Source organism: Streptomyces sp. NPDC058758 (genome assembly GCF_042746075.1).
Classification (GTDB): domain Bacteria; phylum Actinomycetota; class Actinomycetes; order Streptomycetales; family Streptomycetaceae; genus Streptomyces.
The window spans coordinates 20,786-42,174 of record NZ_JBHYPS010000026.1 but is presented as its reverse complement, the minus strand read 5'-3'; the positions used below and the strand labels follow the sequence as shown (position 1 = coordinate 42,174).

General features: G+C 73.5%; 23 protein-coding genes. 11 read left to right on the top strand and 12 right to left on the bottom strand.

The features are described 5' to 3' along the window. The first annotated feature begins 41 nt into the window (after positions 1-41). Both ACFW6A_RS26310 and ACFW6A_RS26305 read left to right on the top strand, forming a co-directional pair. The gene (locus ACFW6A_RS26310) at positions 42-986 is read left to right on the top strand and encodes a hypothetical protein (protein ID WP_351851699.1); all 945 of its coding nucleotides are present in this window, start codon (positions 42-44) and stop codon (positions 984-986) included. 217 nt (positions 987-1,203) lie between these two features. Further along, entirely contained in the window at positions 1,204-2,415 is a 1,212-nt protein-coding gene (locus ACFW6A_RS26305) for a helix-turn-helix domain-containing protein (protein ID WP_351851701.1), read from the top strand. A 28-nt stretch (positions 2,416-2,443) separates the two neighbouring features. On the opposite strand, the gene ACFW6A_RS26300 is transcribed toward ACFW6A_RS26305, so the two are convergent. After that, positions 2,444-3,817 (bottom strand): cytochrome P450, encoded by a 1,374-nt coding sequence (locus tag ACFW6A_RS26300; RefSeq protein WP_386480612.1) that lies wholly within the window; start codon positions 3,815-3,817, stop codon positions 2,444-2,446. A gap of 141 nt (positions 3,818-3,958) precedes the next feature. On the opposite strand from ACFW6A_RS26300, the gene ACFW6A_RS26295 reads away from it, so the two are divergent. After that, positions 3,959-4,453, top strand: coding sequence for a VOC family protein (locus ACFW6A_RS26295; protein ID WP_386643360.1), 495 nt, complete (start codon positions 3,959-3,961; stop codon positions 4,451-4,453). 81 nt (positions 4,454-4,534) lie between these two features. After that, a complete protein-coding gene (locus tag ACFW6A_RS26290; protein ID WP_386480618.1) occupies positions 4,535-5,131 on the top strand; it encodes a hypothetical protein in 597 nt (198 codons plus the stop codon). 20 nt (positions 5,132-5,151) lie between these two features. Here ACFW6A_RS26290 and ACFW6A_RS26285 read toward each other — a convergent pair whose 3' ends face one another. Beyond that, positions 5,152-6,369 carry an acyl-CoA dehydrogenase family protein gene (locus ACFW6A_RS26285; protein WP_386643357.1) on the bottom strand — a complete coding sequence of 406 codons (1,218 nt, stop codon included), beginning with the start codon at positions 6,367-6,369 and terminating at the stop codon, positions 5,152-5,154. 173 nt (positions 6,370-6,542) lie between these two features. Between ACFW6A_RS26285 and ACFW6A_RS26280 the strand changes: the two genes are divergently transcribed. Continuing rightward, on the top strand, positions 6,543-7,190 hold the full coding sequence (locus tag ACFW6A_RS26280; RefSeq protein ID WP_351851713.1) for a TetR family transcriptional regulator: 648 nt from the start codon (positions 6,543-6,545) through the stop codon (positions 7,188-7,190). 126 nt (positions 7,191-7,316) lie between these two features. On the opposite strand, the gene def is transcribed toward ACFW6A_RS26280, so the two are convergent. Further along, positions 7,317-7,877, bottom strand: coding sequence for a peptide deformylase (gene def, locus ACFW6A_RS26275; protein WP_386480622.1), 561 nt, complete (start codon positions 7,875-7,877; stop codon positions 7,317-7,319). Between the two features lie 124 nt (positions 7,878-8,001). On the opposite strand from def, the gene ACFW6A_RS26270 reads away from it, so the two are divergent. The 5 genes from ACFW6A_RS26270 to ACFW6A_RS26250 all read left to right on the top strand — a co-directional run bounded on the left by ACFW6A_RS26270 (position 8,002) and on the right by ACFW6A_RS26250 (position 12,701). After that, complete coding sequence (locus tag ACFW6A_RS26270; RefSeq protein WP_351851717.1) at positions 8,002-9,249, top strand: MurT ligase domain-containing protein; 1,248 nt, start codon at positions 8,002-8,004, stop codon at positions 9,247-9,249. Between the two features lie 31 nt (positions 9,250-9,280). Continuing rightward, positions 9,281-10,009 carry a type 1 glutamine amidotransferase gene (locus tag ACFW6A_RS26265; RefSeq protein ID WP_200427004.1) on the top strand — a complete coding sequence of 243 codons (729 nt, stop codon included), beginning with the start codon at positions 9,281-9,283 and terminating at the stop codon, positions 10,007-10,009. A gap of 188 nt (positions 10,010-10,197) precedes the next feature. Next, the gene (locus tag ACFW6A_RS26260) at positions 10,198-11,226 is read left to right on the top strand and encodes a 6-phosphofructokinase (RefSeq protein WP_351851720.1); all 1,029 of its coding nucleotides are present in this window, start codon (positions 10,198-10,200) and stop codon (positions 11,224-11,226) included. A 128-nt stretch (positions 11,227-11,354) separates the two neighbouring features. Then, positions 11,355-12,305 (top strand): cytochrome c oxidase assembly protein, encoded by a 951-nt coding sequence (locus ACFW6A_RS26255; RefSeq protein WP_351851723.1) that lies wholly within the window; start codon positions 11,355-11,357, stop codon positions 12,303-12,305. Between the two features lie 180 nt (positions 12,306-12,485). Continuing rightward, positions 12,486-12,701 carry a hypothetical protein gene (locus tag ACFW6A_RS26250; RefSeq protein ID WP_351851794.1) on the top strand — a complete coding sequence of 72 codons (216 nt, stop codon included), beginning with the start codon at positions 12,486-12,488 and terminating at the stop codon, positions 12,699-12,701. An 87-nt stretch (positions 12,702-12,788) separates the two neighbouring features. Here ACFW6A_RS26250 and ACFW6A_RS26245 read toward each other — a convergent pair whose 3' ends face one another. Then, on the bottom strand, positions 12,789-13,139 hold the full coding sequence (locus ACFW6A_RS26245) for a PRC-barrel domain containing protein (protein WP_351851726.1): 351 nt from the start codon (positions 13,137-13,139) through the stop codon (positions 12,789-12,791). Positions 13,140-13,222: 83 nt separating this feature from the next. After that, positions 13,223-14,215, bottom strand: a complete 993-nt coding sequence (locus ACFW6A_RS26240) for a DUF3048 domain-containing protein (protein WP_351851728.1) — start codon at positions 14,213-14,215, stop codon at positions 13,223-13,225. A 97-nt stretch (positions 14,216-14,312) separates the two neighbouring features. On the opposite strand from ACFW6A_RS26240, the gene ACFW6A_RS26235 reads away from it, so the two are divergent. Continuing rightward, entirely contained in the window at positions 14,313-14,996 is a 684-nt protein-coding gene (locus tag ACFW6A_RS26235) for a lysophospholipid acyltransferase family protein (RefSeq protein ID WP_351851789.1), read from the top strand. Between the two features lie 74 nt (positions 14,997-15,070). Here ACFW6A_RS26235 and ACFW6A_RS26230 read toward each other — a convergent pair whose 3' ends face one another. From ACFW6A_RS26230 to ACFW6A_RS26200, 7 genes are all read right to left on the bottom strand, one after another. Then, complete coding sequence (locus ACFW6A_RS26230; protein ID WP_351851730.1) at positions 15,071-16,660, bottom strand: alpha/beta hydrolase; 1,590 nt, start codon at positions 16,658-16,660, stop codon at positions 15,071-15,073. Between the two features lie 139 nt (positions 16,661-16,799). Further along, positions 16,800-17,546, bottom strand: coding sequence for an urease accessory protein UreD (locus tag ACFW6A_RS26225; protein ID WP_351851733.1), 747 nt, complete (start codon positions 17,544-17,546; stop codon positions 16,800-16,802). Then, positions 17,543-18,238 carry an urease accessory protein UreG gene (ureG, locus tag ACFW6A_RS26220; protein ID WP_386480635.1) on the bottom strand — a complete coding sequence of 232 codons (696 nt, stop codon included), beginning with the start codon at positions 18,236-18,238 and terminating at the stop codon, positions 17,543-17,545. The genes ACFW6A_RS26225 and ureG overlap by 4 nt, the downstream gene beginning before the upstream one ends. A 24-nt stretch (positions 18,239-18,262) precedes the next feature. Beyond that, complete coding sequence (locus ACFW6A_RS26215; protein WP_386480637.1) at positions 18,263-18,925, bottom strand: urease accessory protein UreF; 663 nt, start codon at positions 18,923-18,925, stop codon at positions 18,263-18,265. Next, the gene (locus ACFW6A_RS26210) at positions 18,925-20,646 is read right to left on the bottom strand and encodes an urease subunit alpha (RefSeq protein WP_386643352.1); all 1,722 of its coding nucleotides are present in this window, start codon (positions 20,644-20,646) and stop codon (positions 18,925-18,927) included. The genes ACFW6A_RS26215 and ACFW6A_RS26210 overlap by 1 nt, the downstream gene beginning before the upstream one ends. After that, positions 20,639-21,031, bottom strand: coding sequence for an urease subunit beta (locus ACFW6A_RS26205; RefSeq protein WP_351851742.1), 393 nt, complete (start codon positions 21,029-21,031; stop codon positions 20,639-20,641). Before ACFW6A_RS26205 ends, ACFW6A_RS26210 begins: the two co-directional genes overlap by 8 nt. Positions 21,032-21,046: 15 nt before the next feature. Beyond that, on the bottom strand, positions 21,047-21,349 hold the full coding sequence (locus ACFW6A_RS26200; protein WP_030492293.1) for an urease subunit gamma: 303 nt from the start codon (positions 21,347-21,349) through the stop codon (positions 21,047-21,049). Positions 21,350-21,389 lie beyond the last annotated feature (40 nt).

Genomic DNA, 21,389 nt, shown 5'->3' with positions numbered 1-21,389 from the left:
CGTCACGCCCCGCACCCCCGTCTCCCAGGAAGGCACCCGCCATGCCCCTCGTCTCCGCCCGCACCAAGCTCGCCACCGTCTCCGCGCTCACCGCGCTCGGCGCCTTCGCCTCCATGGGCACGGCGACCGCGGCCACCCCGGTGCTGAACGGCGGCTGGGGGCCGTCCACCCGCTGTCCCGTCGACGCCGCCGCGATGATCTCCTCGGACGGCCTCGACACCTCGCCGCAGTGCGTCGTCTCGTACTCCTTCAGCGGCTCCATCAAGCTGGGCAACACCACCGTCCCCACCGGGAAGACCAACCTCCAGATCGGCGTCGTGCAGAACGCCGACGGCACCAACTCGGTCGTCGCACCCGCCGGCGGGGCGCTCGTCGCCGACTCGGCCACCGTCCCCGGCGGACTGATGGGGCTGATGTGCCCGAGCGACATCCCCTTCGTCACCGACATCTGCCGGCAGCTGTCGGACGCCCGCCTCAACAAGATCACCGCCACCATGGAGTCGGTCGGCACCCCCTCCGCCTTCGACCAGATCGCGGGCGTCCTCACCGACCAGCCGATCGTGACCATCCCGGTCCGCATCCGCCTGCAGAACCCCTTCCTCGGCGACAACTGCTACATCGGGACGAAGTCCGACCCGATCCTGCTGCGCCCGCGCAACCTCGACGCCCCCGAGTTCGGCGTCGAGCGGTTCAACGGCGACGGCTCGGCGAACGAGGAGGGCGACATGAGCCGCCTCAACCTCCTCGGCTCCACCCAGTACGACGACACCTTCGCCGTCCCCGGCGCCAGCGGCTGCGGCCTCGGCTGGTTCGGCATCATCGACGCGGCGGTCAACCTCAAGACCGGCCTGCCCGCCGCCTCCGGAAAGAACAAGCTCACGCTGAACGACACCCAGACCCACCTGACCGGGCTCTACGCCCCCGGCATCAGCGCCCCCGACGCCGGCAGGGTCTTCTCGCAGAACTGGCACTCCGCCGTCAACTAACGGCCACCCAGGGGTGATTACCGGCCGACTCGGCCGCATACCCCCTCACAGAAGAGCTGAGTCTTGCTCAAGTTGTGTACAGCACACAACAGTTGTCCTAGCTTTCAGCAGTCCACATCGGTACGTACCTGACGGCCACGGCGGCGCCCACCACTCCAGGTCGGGCGCCGCCGTGCCGCTCCCCCACCGGTCACGTAGCAGAGCAAGGGATCGGTTCATGCCCTCAATCGCACAGTCACCGGAGCTCGGTGAGCCGCTCGATCCGCTGCCCAGGGAGTTCGCCGCCCTGATGCGACCGGAGATCCCGGGCCTCATCAAGGAGATCGGCGTCGAGATCGAGCGCGCCTACCCCGTCTACGCCCACCTCTTCAACGGCCCGCACTGCGACGCCATCCGGCAGGGCGTGGAGCAGGCCCTGGCCGCCTTCGTGGACCGGGTCGACACCCCCGGGACGACCTCCACGCTCCGCGACGAACTGCTGCGCCAGTTCGGCCGGGTGGAGGCCTACGAGGGGCGGGACCTCGACACCTTACTCGGGGCCTACCGGCTCGGCGCCCGCATCGCCCTGCGCCGCGCCAAGAGCATCGGCCGCACCTACAACCTCTCCCCCACCCTCATCCTGGCCTTCGCGGACGCCCTCTTCGCCTACGTGGACGAGCTGGAGTCGCTCTCCCGCGAGGGGTACGCCACCGTCCAGAACCGCGCGGTCTCCGACCTGACCGCGCTGCGCAGGAAGCTGCTCCACCTGGTCGTCGCCGGACCGCCGCTGCCCCGGGCGACCATCGCCGAGCTGTGCCGGGAGGCGTCCTGGGAGCTCCCCGCCGAGTGCACCGTCGTCGCCCTCAGGGCGCCCGCCGGGGGCGTCGCCCAGAGCAGGCTCGACCGCGACGTCCTCGCCGACCTCGGCCTCCCCCACCCGCACCTGCTCGTCCCCGGTCCGCTGACCGGCGAGCGCCGCGCGATGCTGGACGCCGCGCTGGCCGGCACGCCCGCCGTCCTCGGGCTGACCGTGCCGACCGCGCAGGCCGCGCACTCCCTGCGCTGGTCCCGGCGGATCCTCCAGCTCGTCGACGAGGGCATCGTGCCGGACGCGCCCGTGGTGGCCTGCGAGGACCACCTCACGACGCTGTGGCTGCTCTCCGACCCGGCGCTCACCGCGCAGCTCGCCCGGCGCGAACTGGCCCCGCTCGACGGGCTGTCCGGCACCCGGCGCGAGCGGCTGATCGAGACCCTGCGCGTGCACGTCTCCACCCGGGCCCCCGCCGAGCAGGTCGGCGAACTGCTCGGCGTGCACGCCCAGACGGTCCGCTACCGCCTGCGGAACCTCGACAACCACTTCGGCGACCGGCTCCTCGACCCGGACCGCCGCTTCGCCCTGGAGGCGGCCCTGCGCTCGCTCCACCTCCACGGCCGGAAGCACGCGGACTAGGGTCCGGCGGCCGGGCATCCCCCGCCGGTCACGCCTCCCTGGGGACGAGCCGGCAGCGGGCGGGGCCCGCCGCCTGGAGCGTGATCGCGGGGGTGACCGGCACCTCGGTGTCGACGGCCTCGAAGCCGTGGCGCTGGAGGATCATCGCGAGCGCGACCACCGACTCCAGCATCGAGAAGTGCTGGCCGATGCAGGCCCGGGGGCCGCCGCCGAAGGGGAACCAAGCGTAGCGGGGCCGGGCGGCCTCCGCCTCGGGGGTGAAGCGGTCCGGGTCGAAGCGCTCGGCGTCGTCCCAGTAGGCGGGGTGCCGGTGGGTGACCCAGGGGGCGACGATGACGTCGGCGCCGGCCGGGACGGCGACGCCGCCGACCGTGGTGGCGGCGACGGCCCGCCGGCCGATGACGGGCGCGGCCGGGAAGAGCCGCATCGCCTCCTTGAGGACCCGGGTCGTGTACGGCAGGGCGTCGAGGTCGGCGGCGCCGGGCCTGCGGCCCGCGAGGACCCGGTCGACCTCCTCGTGGGCGCGCCGCTGGGCCTCCGGGTGGAGGGCGAGGAGGTGGAGGGCGAAGCCGAGGGAGGTGGCCGTCGTCTCGTGGCCGGCGAGCAGGAAGACGAGGACCTGCTCGCGCAGTTCGGTGGCGTCGAAGGCGCCGTCCTCGGCGCTCTCGGCCCGCATGAGGAGGGACAGCAGGTCGTCGCCGTCCTCCTCGGCCCGCCCGGCGGCCCTCCGCTCTGCGATGATCCGGTCGCACTCCTCGTAGAGCGCCCGGTGCAGGGCGGCGGCCCGCCTGTTTCCCGGCGTGGGCCACTCGCGGGGCACGTTCACCGGGGAGTACCCGCGGCGGAGCACGTACGAGCCGACGCCGGGGAAGCAGCGCTCGACGACCTCGACGGCGGAGTCCACGTCGGTGCCGAAGAGGATGCGGGCGACCGCGCGCAGGGCCAGCCGGGTGGACTCGTGGAGGACGTCGACGGTGGCGCCCTCCGCCTTCTCCCACTCGGCCGTGAGGGTGTCGACCTCGGTGGCGACGGCGTCGGCGTAGCCGTCGACGCGCCGCTTGGTGAAGAGGGGCTGGACGAGCCGGCGCTGGCGCAGGTAGTCGTCGTCCTGGCTGGTGAGCAGGCCGTTGCCGAAGGACTCGCGGATCTCCTGGTAGAAGGAGTTGTCCTTGCGGAAGTTGGCGGACTCTCCGGCGAGGACCTGCTGGGCGCCCTCGGCGGAGAAGACGGCGTAGACGTGGGCGCGGAGGCCGGGCGGGCCCGCGGAGATGCGGACGACGTCGCCGTGCTCGCGCCGGGCGCGCAGGAAGGTGCCGAGCGAGTCGTTCTTGAGGTCGAACATCGAGCCGATGAGCGGAAGTCCAGTGAGCACGGGCGCTTCGGTGCGGGCTTCGGTGGTCATGTGTCTTCCCCTCGGTCGCGACGGCGTGGCGATTGTCCCGCAGGAAGTGACCGGAGGGTAGCTTCCGCCCTCGGGCCGTCCTGTTCTGGCCCGTTGGCCGGATCCGGACAGCTGTCAGTGGCGTCTGGGAGGCTCGGCGGCATGGACGAGAACCACGAGGACGGGGCGGGCGGGCGCCCGCCGCTGACCCTCCAGCTGACGATCGACTGTGCCGAACCGCACCGGCTGGTGCCCTTCTGGGCGGAGGCCCTGCGGTACGTCCCCGAGCCGCCGCCCGAGGGCCACCCGAGCTGGCGGGCGTACTGGGAGGCGATCGGCGTCCCGGAGGAGGAGCTGGGCGAGGGGGCCGGGGACCTGCCGGAGTCCCTGGTCGACCCGGCGGGCGTCGGCCCGCGGGTCTGGTTCCAGCAGGTCCCGGAGCCGAAGACGGGGAAGAACCGCCTCCACCTGGACCTGAAGGTCGGCGGCGGACGCGGGGTGCCGCTCGCGGTGCGCCGGGCGCGGGTCGACGGGGAGGTGTCCCGGCTGACCGCGCTCGGCGCGACCGTGCTGTACGCGATGGACGAGCCGGACGGCATGGACCACTACGCGGTGGTGCTCCAGGACCCGGAGGGCAACGAGTTCTGCGTGGTGTGACGGCCGGCGCCGGCCGGCGCGTGCGGGCCGGCCGGCGCAGTACGGATCGGCCGTGCGGAACGTGCGGCTAGCATCGCGCGGATGGGGACGGACATCGACGGCGTGATCGAGGTGCGCGGGGCCGACGGCCGGTGGACGGCGGGCGGCCGGCTGCCCGACGGCGCGCTGGTGCGGGACAGGGACGCGCGGGAGTGCCTGTTCGGGTACGGCGGGGCCCTCCAGGTGGAGCGGCCGCTGTTCGACGCCCGGGGCGTCCCGGACGGCGCCTCGGAGGACGTCCTCGACGACGAGGTCAACCACAGCCACTCGTACGCCACCTGGGCCGAGGTGGCGGCCGTCGACTGGGACGCGCCGCTGAACGACCGCGCCGACGGCAACCACGTCGGGGTGTGGCTGCCGGGGCCGGACGGCGACCTCGTCCTGGACCACGTGGCCCGGACGCCGCCCGCGGTCCTGGACGCGGCGGAGGAGCTGTTCGGCGAGGACCTGTGGCCGTACGAGTGGCCGCCCGGCGGCGAGGTCCCGCTGGACGAGGCGGTCCACCGGCCGGTGGTGTACACGCCCCGGATGCTCGCCCCGCCGGACGGCGAGCGCTGGGGCCCGGTCTGGGCGTCGATGCGCGACCTGGCGGCCGTCCACGGTGACGAGAACGTCCGCCTGGTCGTCTGGTTCGGCTGAGACCGGCCCCGGCGGGGCGGCTACTTGCCGAGGGCGCGGCTGATGACCATGCGCTGGATCTCGCTGGTGCCCTCGAAGATGGTGTAGATGGCGGCGTCGCGGTGCATGCGCTCGACCGGGTACTCGCGGGTGTAGCCGTTGCCGCCGAGGATCTGGATCGCCTGGGCCGTGACGGACTTGGCGACCTCGCTCGCGTACAGCTTCGACATGGAGCCCTCGGCGTTCGTGAAGGGCTTCCCCGCGGTGGCCATCCAGGAGGCCCGCCAGACCAGCAGGCGGGCCGCGTCGATCTGCGTGGCCATGTCGGCGAGCTGGAAGGCGACGCCCTGGTTCTCGATGATCGGGCGGCCGAACTGCACGCGGGTCTTCGCGTAGTCGAGGGCGACCTCGTACGCGGCGCGGGCGGTGCCGACGGCCATCGCGCCGACCGCCGGACGGGAGGCCTCGAAGGTGGCCATGGCGGCGTTCTTCACCCGCTCGCCGCCGCCCGCCTTCGCCTTCTCGCGGGCCCGGGCCAGGCGCTCGTCGAGCTTGTCCTTGCCGCCGAGCAGGCAGGAGCCGGGGACCCGCACGTCCTCCAGGACGACCTCGGCGGTGTGCGAGGCGCGGATGCCGTGCTTCTGGAACTTCTGCCCCTGGGAGAGGCCGGGGGTGTGCGGCGGCACGATGAAGGAGGCGTGGCCCTTGGAGCCGAGCTCCGGGTCGACGACCGCGACGACGACGTGGACGTTGGCGATGCCGCCGTTGGTCGCCCAGGTCTTGGTGCCGTTGAGCACCCACTCGTCCTTGGCCTCGTCGTAGACGGCCCGGGTGCGCATGGAGGCGACGTCGGAGCCGGCGTCGGGCTCGGAGGAGCAGAAGGCGGCGACCTTCACGTCGTTCGCGTCGCCGTACATCTGGGGCACCCAGGTGCCGATCTGCTCCTCGGTGCCGTTGGCGAGGACGCCGACGGCGGCGAGGCCGGTGCCGACGATGGAGAGGGCGATGCCGGCGTCGCCCCAGAAGAGCTCCTCCATGGTCATCGGGACGCCGAGGCCGGTGGGGTCGAAGAACTGCTGGGCGTAGAAGTCGAGGGAGTAGATTCCGAGCTTGGCCGCCTCCTGGATGATCGGCCAGGGGGTCTCCTCACGCTCGTCCCACTCGGCGGCGGCCGGCCGCATGACGTCCGCGGCGAAGCCGTGAAGCCAGTCACGGACTTCCCTCTGGTCGTCATTGAGCTCGAACGTGAACTCGGCCATGTTCCCTCCCAGCAGTACGTTACTTGCGGTAACACCAGTCTGTTACCGGTGGGTACGGCTGTCAACCTGCGGGGCCTCCCGGGCGAAGCGGATCAGGCGGTTCGGCACGGCGTGCCGGTCGGGTGTTACGTTGCGACAGCCTCAGGTCATCGCACGGGCGGGGAGACACGCTTATGGACATCGCACACCGGACCACCGACCAGCAGAAGCCCGCCGAGCAGCGGCGGCGCGAACTGCTGGAGGCGGCGGACCGGGTGGTGCTCCGCGACGGACCCAAGGCCTCCATGAACGCGATCGCGGCCGAGGCGGGCATCACCAAGCCCATCCTCTACCGCCACTTCGGCGACAAGGGCGGCCTCTACCGCGCCCTCGCCACCCGCCACACCGACGCCCTCCTCGCCTCGCTGCGGGCCGCGCTCGACGCCCCCGCCGACCGGCGCCGCCGGGTCGAGTCCACCCTCGACACCTACCTCGCCTCCATCGAGGCGATGCCGCAGGTCTACCGCTTCCTCATGCACCCGGCCGAGGAGTCCCACCAGACCGAGCAGGGCTTCGACGTCGGCCGCCACTCCGCCCCGCTGCTCCGCCGCATGGGCGAGGAGCTGGGGCAGGTCATCGCCGAGCGCGTCGACCTCGGCCCGGCCGCCGAGGCGCAGGCCCGGATCTGGGGCCACGGCATCGTCGGCATGATGCACGCCGCCGGCGACTGGTGGCTCGGCGAGCGCCCCTGCTCCCGCGCCGAACTCGTCCGCTCCCTCGCGGACCTCCTCTGGGGCCGCCTCGCCGAGGCCGACGACCGCCCCGACGGCCCGGGCTTCTGACCCCGCGCCACCCGCCTCCGGCCGGGGTCCCGGGTGGGGGCGTCCCCGGAGGGGGCGGGGCGGGGAGGGGCGGGCGTGCCGACTCCGGGCGCTCGGGCTCGGAGCCGTACCGGGAAGAGGGCGCCGCTACGCCTCCAGGGCGAGGACGCCCTCGCCCCAGGGCTGCTTGCGGACGGCGCGCAGGAGACGTGATCTCCGCCACCCCGTGACGCGCTCCGCGTAGACGCGGCCCTCCAGGTGGTCCAGCTCGTGGAGGAGGCAGCGGGCGAAGAATCCGGTGCCCTCGACGCGGACAGGCGTGCCGTCGGTGCGGACGCCCTCCACCACCGCGCGGTCGAAGCGGGCGACCGGCGCCTCCAGGCCCGGCAGCGAGAGGCACCCCTCCGGCCCCCGGTACTCCTCGCCGTCCGCCTCCACCAGGCGCGGGTTCACCACGTGCCCCAGGTGCCGCACCTCCTCGTCGTCCGGGCAGTCGTAGACGAAGACCCGCAGCCCCACGCCCACCTGGTTGGCGGCGAGGCCGACGCCGTGCGCCGCGTACATGGTGGCGAACATCGACTCCACCAGGGCGTCGAGTTCGGGCCCGAACTCGGTGACGGGGGCGCAGGGCGCGTGCAGCACGGGGTCGCCGAGCAGGGTCATCGTCCGGACGACGCCGGAGCTGCCGGGGATGGGGCGGTTTCGCATGGCCGTAAGGGTACGGTCCGCCGTGACCTCCTCATTTCATACGGTCGGCACGGTGCCGTGGTTCGGGCTCCTGGCCGGTTCTCGATAGGCTGAGCCCCGACCGACGCAAGGAGGATCAAGGACGATGTCAGGACACCCCGGTAATCCAGAGCCGCTGTCGCCGCGCGCCAAGCTGGCCGTGACCGCGGGCAAGGCAGCCGCCGCGGTGTCGCGGGCGGCCGGTCGCGGCAGTGGATCGGTGATCGGCGGCCGGGTGGCGCTCAAGCTCGACCCCGACCTGCTGGGACGGCTCGCGCAGCACCTGGACGTCGTCCTCGTGTCCGCCACCAACGGCAAGACCACCACGACCCGGCTGATCGCCGAGGCGCTGCGGGCCAGCGGCCCGGTGGTCTCCAACGCCCTCGGCGCCAACATGCCCGCGGGCATCACCTCCGCCCTCGCCGGCGGCAGTGACGCCCGGTACGGCGTGATCGAGGTCGACGAGAAGTACCTCGCCGGCGTCGCCCGCGACACCACCCCCAAGGCGATCGCGCTGCTCAACCTCTCCCGCGACCAGCTCGACCGCGCCGCCGAGACGCGGATGCTCGCCGAGAAGTGGCGCGAGGGCCTCAACGGCTCCAAGGCCGTCGTCATCGCCAACGCCGACGACCCGCTGATCGTGTGGGCCGCCTCCTCCTCCCCCAACGTGGTGTGGGTCGCGGTCGGCCAGGAGTGGAAGGACGACGCCTGGTCGTGCCCCTCCTGCGGCGGCGTCCTCCAGCGCCCCGGCGACGACTGGTTCTGCGGCGAGTGCGGCTTCCGCCGCCCCGCCCCGAGCTGGGCGCTCAGCGGCGACCACGTGCTCGACCCGCACGGCTCGGCCTGGCCCATCCGGCTCCAGCTGCCCGGCCGCGCCAACAAGGCGAACGCCGCCACCTCGGCCGCCGTCGCCGCCGTCTTCGGCGTCCCGCCGCAGGTCGCCCTGGAGCGCATGTACCAGGTGCAGGCCGTGGCCGGACGCTACGACGTGGTCACCTTCCAGGACCGGCAGCTGCGGCTGCTGCTCGCCAAGAACCCGGCGGGCTGGCTGGAGACCTTCTCCCTCATCGACCAGCCGCCGACGCCGGTCATCCTCTCCGTCAACGCGCGGGGAGCCGACGGCACCGACACCTCCTGGCTGTGGGACGTCGACTACGGCCGGCTCGCCGGCCACCCGATCATGGTGATCGGCGACCGCCGGCTGGACCTCGCGGTCCGCCTGGAGGTCGCGGGCGTCGACTTCCGCGTCTGCGAGACGCTCGACGAGGCCGTCGCCATGGCCCCGCCCGGGCAGATCGAACTGATCGCGAACTACACCGCGTTCCAGGACGTCCGCCGCCGCGTGGGCAACTGACCCCGCCCCGACTCGCAGAAGGACTTGCAGCATGACCGACAGCAGCCTGCGTGTGGTCTGGGTCTACCCGGACCTGCTCAGCACCTACGGCGACCAGGGCAACGTGCTCGTCGTCGAGCGCCGCGCCCGCCAGCGCGGCCTCAGCGTCGAGCGCGTCGACGTCCGCAGCGACCAGCCCGTCCCCACCTCCGGCGACATCTACCTGGTCGGCGGCGGCGAGGACCGGCCGCAGCGGCTCGCGGCCGAGCGGCTGCGCCGCGACGGCGGCCTCTCCCGGGCCGCCTCCAACGGCGCGATCATCTTCTCGGTCTGCGCCGGCTACCAGATCCTGGGCCACGAGTTCGTCAACGACCTCGGCGCGCGCGAGCCCGGCCTCGGCCTGCTCGACGTGACCACGGTCCGCGGCGAGGGCGCCCGCTGCGTCGGCGACGTGCTCGCCGACATCGACCCGCACCTGGGCCTGCCCCAGCTGACCGGCTTCGAGAACCACCAGGGCGTCACCCACCTCGGCCCGACGGCCCGTCCCTTCGCGCGGACCGTCTTCGGCAACGGCAACGGCACCGGCGACGGCACCGAGGGCGCGTACAACGACACCGTCTTCGGCACCTACATGCACGGCCCCGTGATGGCCCGCAACCCGCAGATCGCGGACCTGATGCTGAAGCTGGCCCTCGACGTGAACGCGCTGCCGCCGACCGACGACCGGTGGTACGAGGCGCTGCGCGCCGAGCGCATCGCGGCCGCCTCCCAGCCCGCCTGACGGACCCTCACGGTCCCCACGACGGCGCACGTCTGAGCGGGTTACCGCACATTGGATTCGTATGTAAATACGGTGTCCAATCTGCGGACATCAGGTTCGGCCCCGCCACCCGGCAACGATAGGGTGGCGGGGATCCAGCCGGACGACGTGGTCCGGGAGTCGGCCCACGTTGCAAAGGTTTTTGGGCTATGCGCATTGGTGTGCTCACCTCCGGCGGAGACTGCCCCGGTCTGAACGCCGTCATCCGCTCCGTCGTGCACCGGGCCGTCGTCGACCACGGTGACGAGGTCATCGGCTTCCACGACGGGTGGAAGGGCCTCCTGGAGTGCGACTACCGGAAGCTCGACCTCGACGCGGTGGGCGGCATCCTCGCCCGCGGCGGCACCATCCTCGGCTCCTCCCGCGTCCAGCCCGCCCACCTCGTGGACGGCGTCGAGCGCGCCCGCGGCCACGTCGCCGACCTCGGCCTCGACGCGATCATCCCGATCGGCGGCGAGGGCACCCTCAAGGCCGCCCACCTCCTCTCCGAGGCCGGCCTCCCCATCGTCGGCGTCCCGAAGACCATCGACAACGACATCGCGTCGACCGACGTCACCTTCGGCTTCGACACCGCCGTCACCGTCGCCACCGAGGCCCTCGACCGGCTCAAGACCACCGCCGAGTCCCACCAGCGCGTCCTCGTCGTCGAGGTCATGGGCCGTCACACCGGCTGGATAGCGCTGCACTCGGGCATGGCCGCCGGCGCCCACGCCGTCGTCGTCCCGGAGCGCCCCTTCGACATCGACGAGCTGACCGCCCGCGTCGGCGCCCGCTTCGAGGACGGCAAGCGCTTCGCCATCGTCGTCGTCGCCGAGGGCGCGAAGCCGCTGGAGGGCTCCTCCATGGACTTCAAGACCGCCGGCACCGACATCTACGGCCACGAGCGCTTCACCGGCGTCGCCAACCAGCTCTCCGTGGAGCTGGAGCGCCGGCTCGGCAAGGAGGCCCGCCCGGTCATCCTCGGCCACGTCCAGCGCGGCGGCACCCCCACCGCGTACGACCGCGTCCTCGCCACCCGCTTCGGCTGGCACGCGGTCGAGGCCGCGCACCGCGGCGAGTTCGGCATGCTGACCTCGCTGCGCGGCACCGACATCGTGATGGTGCCGCTGGGCCGGGCCGTGGAGACCCTCAAGACGGTCCCCGCGGACCGCTACGCCGAGGCCGAGTGCGTGCTCTGAGCACCCCGCCGGCCCGCCCCGGCACGACACCCGCCCCCGGTCGCGAACGCGGCCGGGGGCGGTTCTAGTCTGGTGCGGACAACAAGCGCGAAACGGGCTCGGCGCGCAATGGGCTCCAGGAGTAAGCGATGGATCACAGCGGGCACGGCATGACCACGGATCTGCCGCCGTTCACGCTGGGGCGGGGCCTGGAGTTCTCTCCCGACCTGTTCTTCCTCTTCGGGTGCCTCGCGGCGCTCGGTCTGTACGGATGGGGGGTCGCCCGGCTGCGGCGGCGCGGCGACGCCTGGCCGGTCGCCCGGACCGTGCTCTTCACCGTCGGCGTGCTCACCATCGCCCTCGTGATGTGCACCAGGCTGAACGACTACGGCATGGTCATGTTCAGCGTGCACATGGTGCAGCACATGGTGATCTCCATGGTCTCGCCGATCCTGCTGCTGCTCGGCGCGCCGGTGACGCTGGCGCTGCGGGCCCTGCCGGTGGCCGGCCGCGGCTCCCTCGGCCCGCGCGAGCTGCTGCTCAAGCTGCTGCACAGCCGGTACATGCGGATCATCACGCACCCGGCGTTCACCATCAGCATGTTCATCGCCAGCCTCTACGGCCTCTACTTCACCTCGCTCTTCGACACCCTGATGGCGTCGAAGCCGGGACACATCGCGATGATGGTCCACTTCCTCGCGGTGGGCCTGGTCTTCTTCTGGCCGATCATGGGCGTGGACCCGGGCCCGCACCGGCCGGGCTACGTGATGCGCATGCTGGAGCTCTTCGCGGGCATGCCGTTCCACGCCTTCTTCGGCATCGCGATGATGATGGCGACCCAGCCGATGGTGAAGGCGTACGAGAACCCGCCGGCCTCGCTGGGCATCGACGCGCTCGCCGACCAGAACGCCGCGGGCGGCATCGCCTGGGCGTTCAGCGAGATCCCCTCGGTGCTGGTGCTGATCGCCCTGGTCTACCAGTGGTACCACTCCGAACAGCGGCAGGCGGCCCGCAAGGACCGGCAGGCCGACCGGGACGGCGACAAGGAGCTGGCGGAGTACAACGCCTACCTCGCCTCGCTGCAGGCGCGCGGACGCTGAGCGTCGCGCGGTCCGCGCGCGGAGCCCCCGGGACCTCGTGGTCCCGGGGGCTCCGCGCTGTCCGGCGCACGCCGGGGGCGTCCGGGGAGTAGCGCGCGCCCCCGGTGGGGAGTCACGATGGGGGGAGGCCGCCCGGGCCCGGCCGGGGTCCCGGCGCGGGCCGCGGAGGAGGGCGGGCGGATGTCCGGTTCCACGAAGGCGATGACGATCGTCACCTGCGCCGTCCTGGTGCTGATCACCGCGTACACGGTGGCGCTCGGCAGCAGCGGCTGGCTCTGGTTCGGCTGGATCGTGCTCGGGGTGGCGACGATCGGCATGGCGGCGGCGGACAGCACCGAGACGGTCACCGCGCCCCGCCGGCCCCGCGCGGGCGGGGCGGGCCCGGCGCCGCGCTGACCCCGCGCTCCCCGGCCCGCGGCCGGCCCGCGCTCCCCCGCCCGCGGCCGGCCCGTGCTCCCCCGGCCGTGACCGGCCGGGGCTCCCTCACATGTGCCGGTTCGCGTAGTACTGCTCGATGAGCCGGATGAACGCGACGTCGTCCTCGTTCTGGCCGGACTCGAAGTCCGGCGACTCGCGGACGTGCTCCTTGGTGCAGGTCACGTGCACGGTCTCGTTCTCCCTGTCCACCCGGCCGACGAGGCCGGCGGGCAGGACGACCTTGTGGCCGAGGATCCACGGTCCGGTGTCCACGACCAGGTAGGACCGGCCGACGTCCTCCGTGTGCCGGTCGACCTTGCCGATCCTTCCGTCGGCGGCCTCCACCGCGTACCCGATCAGCGTGTCGCCCGGCACGTGACCGGAGGACTCCGCGTAGCCCCACATGTCGGCGCCCATGACGCGCCTCCTCCCCGGCTCGACTGCCGTCTCCCGGCCCCTACCCGGGTCCGGTGCGATCATCCGCCGGGGGTGGGGGGCGCTCAGCGCGGCGCGAGTACGATCCAGACCTGGCCGGGGGCGAAGGCGAGGGGGCCGCCGTCGGGGGTGGTGAAGGTGGTGCCGCCGGCCGGGTCGGGGCGGGACCAGCGGGCCTCGTACGCCCGCCCGTCGCGCAGCACGGTCGCGGTGCCCGAGCCGGTGGTCTCGGTGTACGGGGAGACGGCGCCGTTGACGTCGTGGAAGGCGGAGGGCCGTATCGTCACGCGCTGGACGACGACGGTGGCGGGGGCGAGCGGGCCGCTGTCGGTGCTGGTCGCGGCGCGTCCGTCGATGGCGACGCGCCAGCCGTGCCCGGAGGCGGACCAGGTGAAGGCGTAGCGGGCGGCCGGGAAGCGGACCGTTTCGGCGGTGGTCGCGGTGCCGCCGGCGGGCGCGGCGCCGAAGCGCAGTCCGATCGGCCGCGCGTCCGAGGCGTCGGGGGCGGCGGCGAGGGCGCGCGCGGGGCGCAGGTAGAGGTTGTGCGGGGCGGGGCGGTCCGGCGAGCGGCGGAAGGCGCCGGGCGCGGTGGACTCGCTGACCAGGTCGAGCGGCGCGGCGTCGAGGAGCGGGTTCAGGGCGCGTTGGGCGCCGGAGTAGGCGAGGGCGGGGTGGCCGAAGGGGCGCAGCAGGGAGAGGTCGGACTCGCGGGCGCTGCGGACGGGGCCGATGCTGTCGGGGATCCGGGAGGAGTAGACGGCGAGGAGGCGGGTGACGCCGCCCTCGACCTGTTCGACGTAGACGAGGTCGGCGGCGCCGAGGCCGGTGTGGGGGCGGGCCGCCGCAACGTTGTCGATCTTGACGGCGAGGACGGGGCCTGTCCGGGCGGGCAGTCCGGTGAGCGGGGAGGTGCCGGCCGGGGCGGTCGTGGGCGTACGCGTCGGCGGCGGGTCCGACGGGCCCGAGCCTGTGCAACCGTACAGTCCGGCCGCGGCCACCGCGCACAGCAGCGCGGTGAGCGCCCGCCCGGGGGCCCGGGGTCCGTGCGTGCCTGGCATCTCGGCCTCCCGGGTGAGAGTCGGGCCGCTTCCACCAGTGGACCACGGGCGGCCGGGGCGTTACAACGGGCGTGACGGACGAGGAACGGGGGTTGTGGTGTTCTACCGGCTGCTGAAGTACGTACTGCTCGGACCGCTGCTGAAACTGCTGTTCCGGCCGAGGGTGGAGGGGATCGAGCACGTCCCCGGGGAGGGCGCGGCGATCGTCGCGGGCAACCACCTCTCCTTCTCCGACCACTTCCTGATGCCGGTGGTGCTCGACCGGCGGATCACCTTCCTGGCGAAGCAGGAGTACTTCACCGGGCCGGGGCTGAAGGGGCGGCTGACGGCGGCGTTCTTCCGGGCGGCCGGGCAGATCCCGGTGGACCGCTCGGGCAAGGAGGCGGGGCGGGCGGCGATCCGCGAGGGCCTCGGGGTGCTGGCGAAGGACGAACTGCTCGGGATCTACCCGGAGGGCACCCGCTCGCACGACGGGCGCCTGTACAAGGGCAAGGTCGGGGTGGCGGTGATGGCGCTGACGGCCGGGGTGAAGGTGGTGCCGTGCGCGATGGTCGGCACCTTCGAGATCCAGCCGCCGGGACGGGTGGTGCCGCGGATCCGGCGGGTGACGATCCGTTTCGGGGAGCCGCTGGACTTCTCGCGCTTCGCGGGCTCGGCGGACGAGCGGGCGGTGGTCCGGGCGGTCACGGACGAGATCATGTACGCGATCATGCGGCTGTCGGGCCAGGAGTACGTGGACGAGTACGCGGCCGTGGTGAAGGCGGCGGCGACCGACGGGTGAGCGGGGGACGGCGGAGGGGCGGTCGCCGGGCGACCGCCCCTCCTCGCGTCAGGCCCCGGCCGGGGCCGTCGGCGCTACGGCTGCGGCGCGGCGTGCGGGGCGCACACCTGGTCCGTGGCGTCCACCTCGCCGGTCAGCAGGTACGTCTCGACCTTGGGGTTGAGGCACGGGTTGACCAGGTTGGTGATGCCGTGCGAGCCGGCGTCCTTCTCCGTGATCAGGCGCGAGCCCTTGAAGCGCTTGTGCAGTTCCACAGCGCCCTCGTACGGCGTGGCGGCGTCGCGCTCGGACTGGGTGATGAGCACCGGCGGCAGGCCCTTGCCCGTCTTCACCTGCACGGGCTTCCGGCTCGGCGCCTTCCAGGTGGCGCAGGGCAGGTTCATCCAGGCGTTCGCCCAGGTCATGAACGGGTACTGCTCGTGGAGGCGGGAGTTGTCCCGGTCCCACTTCTTCCAGCTGGTCGGCCACGGCGCGTCCGCGCACTCGACCGCGGTGTAGACGGCGTTGCCGTTCTCCGAGGCGATGTTGCCGGCGGTGTCGGTGAGGTCGGCCGCGGCGTTGTCGATCAGCGGCTGCGGGTCGCCGGCGGCGTACGCGCTCCACGCCTCGGCCACGGGGGCCCACATGGAGTCGTAGTACGGGGCGTTCTGGAAGAAGCCGATCAGCTCGGCCGGTCCGACCTTGCCGCCGAGGGGCTCCTTCTTGGCGGCGGCGCGCAGGGTCTCCCACTGCTGCCGGACCTCCGCGAGAGTGTCCCCGAGGTGGTAGGCGGCGTCGTTCTGCGCGACCCAGGTCATCCAGTCGGTGAGCCGACCCTCGAAGGCGATGTCCTGGCCGAGGTTGGCCTCGTACCAGATGGACCGGGTCGACGGGTTGACGACGCTGTCCAGGACCATGCGGCGGACGTGCGTCGGGAAGAGGGTGCCGTAGACGGCGCCGAGGTAGGTGCCGTACGAGACGCCGACGAAGTTGAGCTTCCGCTCGCCGAGGGCGGCGCGGATGACGTCGAGGTCGCGCGCGGTGTTCGGCGTCGTCATGTGCGGGAGCATGTCGCCGCTCTTCTCGGCGCAGCCCGCGGCGTACTCGGCGGCGAGCTTGCGCTGCGCCCGCTTGTCGGCCTCGCTGTCCGGGACCGGGTCGGGCTTGGGGCCCTTGACGAACTCGGTCGGGTCGACGCAGGAGATCGGCGCGGACTTGCCGACGCCGCGCGGGTCGAAGCCGACGAAGTCGTAGGCCTTGGCGGCGTTCGCCCAGATCTTGTTGTTCGTGGTCACGCGGCGCGGGAAGCGCAGGCCGGAACCGCCGGGGCCGCCGGGGTTGTAGAGGAGCGCGCCCTGGCGCTCGGCCGGGGTGCCGGTGGCGGCGATCCGGTCGACGGCGATCTTGATCTTCTTCCCGTACGGCTTGGCGTAGTCGACCGGCACGGTGACCCAGCCGCACTGGATCGGCTTCTCCAGGCCCCAGTCGGCGGGACAGTCCTGCCAGTCGATGCCGGCGCGGGCGGCCCGGTCCGCGGCGATCGCGACGCCGTTCGCCTCGGCGTCGCGTCCGTGGCGCGCGGCGCCGCTGTCGGCGCTGGCCATCGGAGCCGCGAGCGCGCCCGCGACGAGTGTGCCGGCGATGAGCGTGCCGGCGGAGCCGAGCACTGCCGTGCGTCGTCTCACAGGTCCTCCCCCTGTAGGTGGTCGTCTGTTCGGGCGATCCTTTCGTCCGGGAGGCCGCGCCGTCAGTGCGAACACACGTTTCTTTGCCGAACCCATAACCGGAGCCGGGTGTCCGGTGAGCGGTACATCCGGATCCGTCTCATACGGGGGCGAGTTCGGCCAGCGCCGCGTCGAGGATCCGGCGCAGGGCGAGCGCGTCGGGGGCGACGGCGGTGACGAGGGCGGCCGGCCCGGCGAGCGGGGCGAGCACCGCGTGGTCGCCGAGCGGGCGCGCCGCCACCGGCTCCTTCTCGAACGCCGGGTCCACCACGAGGAGCTGGCCGGTGGCGCGGTGACCGGCAAGGACGGCGCCCCCGTCCCAGCCGCCGGGGGCGCCGGGGCCGTACGCCAGCTCCTGGTCGAGCAGCGGCCGGCCGGCGCGGCGGACGGTGAGCCGGGAGAGCAGCGTGCCGGGCGGCTCGCCGTGGCGGCCGAGGACCTGCTCCTCGCGCAGCGCCAGCCGCGCGGTGGGGTCGAGGTCGACGGCCGTGCGCATCCGGAGGTCGGAACCGTGGGCGCTGACGAGCTGTTCGGGCAGCCAGTGCAGCACGGCGTCCGCGCCGACCCGGAGCCGGAGTTCGTACGCGGCCGGGTCCGGGACGCGGCCGGGCAGGGCCAGCGTGGCGGCGGCCGAGTCGACCCGCAGCCGGGCCCCGTCCCGTACCTCGGTCTCGATCGCGAGCCGGTCGCCGCCGAGCGGCGCGCTCATCGCACCGACCACCGTCACCCGCGACCAGCCGGGCGCGGCGGCGCGGGTACGGCGCGGGGCGAGCGGTCCGTCGCTCTCCAGGACCGGCAGGGAGCCGTCGGCCGCGGCGACGATCCGGGCGGTGGCGCGCAGGCTCATGCGGTGGGCGCGGGCAGGGCCGTCCAGGCGGCGAGCCGCTCGCGCACCCAGTCGGCGACCGGGCCGACCCCCTCCGCCGAGCGCAGCGAGGTGAACGCGACGGGCAGGTCGCCGCGCTGCTCGGCCGCGTCGCGGGCCATCCGGCCGAGGTCGGAGCCGACGTGCGGGGCGAGGTCGGTCTTGTTGACGACGAGGAGGTCGGCGGTGGTGACGCCGGGGCCGCCCTTGCGGGGGATGTCGTCGCCGCCGGCGACGTCGATGACGAAGATCTGCGCGTCGACGAGGCCCTTGGAGAAGGTGGCGGTGAGGTTGTCGCCGCCGGACTCGACGAGGATCAGGTCGAGCGGCCCGACGGCGTCCTCCAGTTCCTCGACCGCTTCGAGGTTGGCGGAGATGTCGTCGCGGATGGCGGTGTGCGGGCAGGCTCCGGTCTCGACCGCCCGGATGCGCTCCGGCGGCAGCACGGCCTCGCGGAGCAGGAACTCGGCGTCCTCGCGGGTGTAGATGTCGTTGGTGACGACGGCGAGGGAGAGCGTGTCGCGGAGCCGGCGGCAGAGCGCGGCGACGGTGGCGGTCTTCCCGGAGCCCACGGGTCCGCCGAGCCCGATGCGCAGGGCGCGCCGGGTGCCGTCGGGCCGGTGCGCGTCGGCGGAGACGGCGCCGTGGTGGGTGTGGCCGTGGTCGAGGTGCATGGGGCTACTCCAGGGTGGCGGGTGTTACGAGGCGAAGAGGCGGACGGGCCAGGCCGCGTGCTGTTCGGCGGTGACGTCGAGGAGCGGCGCGGAGGCGGCGGGCAGCGCGTCGACGCCCTCGCGCGCGGCGGCGGTCGCCCTGGCCGCGACCTCGTCCATCGCGGGGGCGAGCCGCGCGAGGACGGCGGTCGCCCGGTACGGGTCGAGGCCCAGGAGGCGTACGGTCGCCGTCGCCGGCCCGCCGACCGCCTCGTACGCGGCGCAGTGGGCGGCGTCCTCGGGGCCGAGGCCGGCGGCCCGGGCCGTGGCGCCGAGGACGACGGGCTGGTGCGCGCCGCGCGGGAACGCGGCGGCGAGCGCGTCGAGTCCGGGGTCCGGCCAGGCGGCGCGGGCGGCCCGCATCAGCTGGCGGCCGAGCCGCCGGGAGGCGGCGCGGAGGGCGGGCGAGGGGGTGCGGGCGTCGGCGGCCGTGTCGAGTTCGTGCGGGTCGAGGCCGAGGGCCGCGGCGGCGGCGAGGCCGGCCGCGGTGAGCCCGGTGGTGTGCAGACGCCCAAGGCAGAAGGCTTCCAGTCCGGCGGCGTCCCGGATCCGGCCCGCCTTGACGGCGGCCTCGGCGCCGCCGGAGTGCGCGTGCCCACCGGCGGGGAAGCGCCCGTCGGCGAGCACGAGCAGTGCGGAGCGCGTCATCAGAAGAGGAAGTAACGCTGGGCCATGGGCAGTTCCGCGGCGGGGGCCGGCTCGACCGCTTCGCCGTCGATGGTGACGGTGAAGGTGTCGGCGTCGACCTCGACGCGCGGCACGGCGTCGTTCTCCCGCATGTCCGCCTTGGTGACCCGGCGGGTGGAGCGGATCGGGGTGAAATCCTTGGCCAGGCCGAGCCGGCGGGGCAGGTCGGCCTCGATCGCCGCCTCGGCGGTGAAGTTGACGGAGCCGGCGGCGGCCGCCCTGCCCAGGGCGCCGAACATCGGCCTCGGCAGCACCGGTTGGGGCGTGGGGATGGAGGCGTTGGCGTCGCCCATCTGGGCGTACGCGATCTGGCCGCCCTTGAGGACCACGAGGGGCTTCACCCCGAAGAAGGCGGGCTCCCAGAGGACGAGGTCGGCGAGCTTGCCCGGCTCGACGGAGCCGACGAGGTGGTCCATGCCCTGGGCGACGGCCGGGTTGATCGTGTACTTGGCGACGTAGCGGCGCACCCGGTGGTTGTCGGCGCGGCCGTCGCCCGGGAGCGCGCCGCGCCGCTTCTTCATGACGTGGGCGGTCTGCCAGGTCCGCAGGACCACCTCGCCGACGCGGCCCATGGCCTGGGAGTCGGAGGAGATGATCGAGATCGCGCCGAGGTCGTGGAGGACGTCCTCTGCGGCGATGGTGGAGGGCCGGATCCGGGATTCGGCGAAGGCCAGGTCCTCGGGGACGGCCGGGTTGAGGTGGTGGCAGACCATCAGCATGTCGAGGTGTTCCTCGATGGTGTTGACGGTGTGCGGCCGGGTCGGGTTGGTCGAGCTGGGCAGCACATGCGGTTCGGAGACCACGGTGATGATGTCCGGCGCGTGCCCGCCGCCCGCGCCCTCCGTGTGGTACGCGTGGATGGTCCGGCCCGCGATGGCGGCGAGGGTGTCGCCGACGAACCCGGCCTCGTTGAGGGTGTCGGTGTGGATGGCCAGCTGGACGCCGGTCTCCTCGCAGACGCCGAGGCAGGCGTCGATGACGGCGGGGGTGGCCCCCCAGTCCTCGTGGATCTTGAAGCCGAGGGCGCCGCCGCGCAGCTGGGAGTGCATGGCCTCGCGGGACGTGGTGTTGCCCTTGCCGAGGAGGCCGATGTTGACGGGGAAGGTGTCCAGGGCCTCGAACATCCGGGCCATGTGCCAGGGCCCCGGGGTGACGGTGGTGGCCTTGGTGCCCTCGGCGGGGCCGGTGCCGCCGCCGACGAGGGTGGTGATGCCGGTGGCGAGGGCCTGCTCGACGACGGTCGGCGAGATGAAGTGGATGTGGGTGTCGACGGCGCCGGCGGTGACGATCCGGCCGTTGCCGACGATCACCTCGGTCTCGGGCCCGATGACGAGGGCGGGGTGGACCCCGTCCATGGTGTCGGGGTTGCCCGCCTTGCCGAGTGCGGTGATCCGGCCGTCGCGGATGCCGATGTCCGCCTTGACGATCCCCCAGTGGTCGATGACCACCGCGCCGGTGATCACGGTGTCGGGGGCGCCTTCGGCACGGGTGGTGCGGGCCTGGCCCATCGACTCGCGGATGACCTTGCCGCCGCCGAAGACGGCCTCCTCGCCGGCCCGGCCGGGCCCGCCGGAGCGGTCCTCCTCGATCTCCACCAGGAGGTCGGTGTCGGCGAGCCGGACGCGGTCGCCGGTGGTGGGGCCGAACAGGTCGGCGTACACGGCGCGGTGGAGGTCAGGCACGGGGGTCTCCGTTCGGGGCCGCGGCGTCGAGGGGGCCGGTCGTGCCGGGGGCGTCCGACGGGCCGGGGGCGGTCGTGGTGTCCAGGGGGCCGGCGGTCTCGCCGCGCAGGCCCGGGACGATCCGGCGGCCGGCGATCGGCACGAGCTCGACCTCGACGGGGATGCCGGGCTCGAAGCGGACGGCGGTGCCGGCGGCGATGTGCAGCCGCAGCCCGCGGGCGGCCGCCCGGTCGAAGTCGAGGCCGGGGTTGACCTCGGCGAAGTGGTAGTGGGAGCCGACCTGGACGGGTCGGTCGGCGGCGTTAAGGACGGTGAGGCGGGTGACGGGGCGGCCCTCGTTGAGGGGCACGGGCCCGTCGCCGTACAGGATCTCTCCGGGGATCATCGGCGCCGGCCCCCGTCAGACGATCGGGTCGTGGACGGTGACGAGCTTGGTGCCGTCCGGGAAGGTGGCCTCGACCTGGACGTCGTGGATCATCTCGGGGATGCCGTCCATGACGTCGTCGCGGGAGAGCACCTTGCGTCCGGAGGCCATGAGTTCGGCGACGGTGCGCCCGTCCCGCGCGCCCTCCAGGACGTGCGCCGTGATGAGGGCGACGGCCTCGGGGTGGTTGAGCCTCACCCCGCGGGCGCGACGCTTCTCCGCCACGTCGGCGGCCACATGAATGAGCAGGCGTTCCTGCTCGTGCGGGCTCAGCTGCACTCTTCCACCTCACAGTCGTCCACCGGGCCGCACCCGGTCA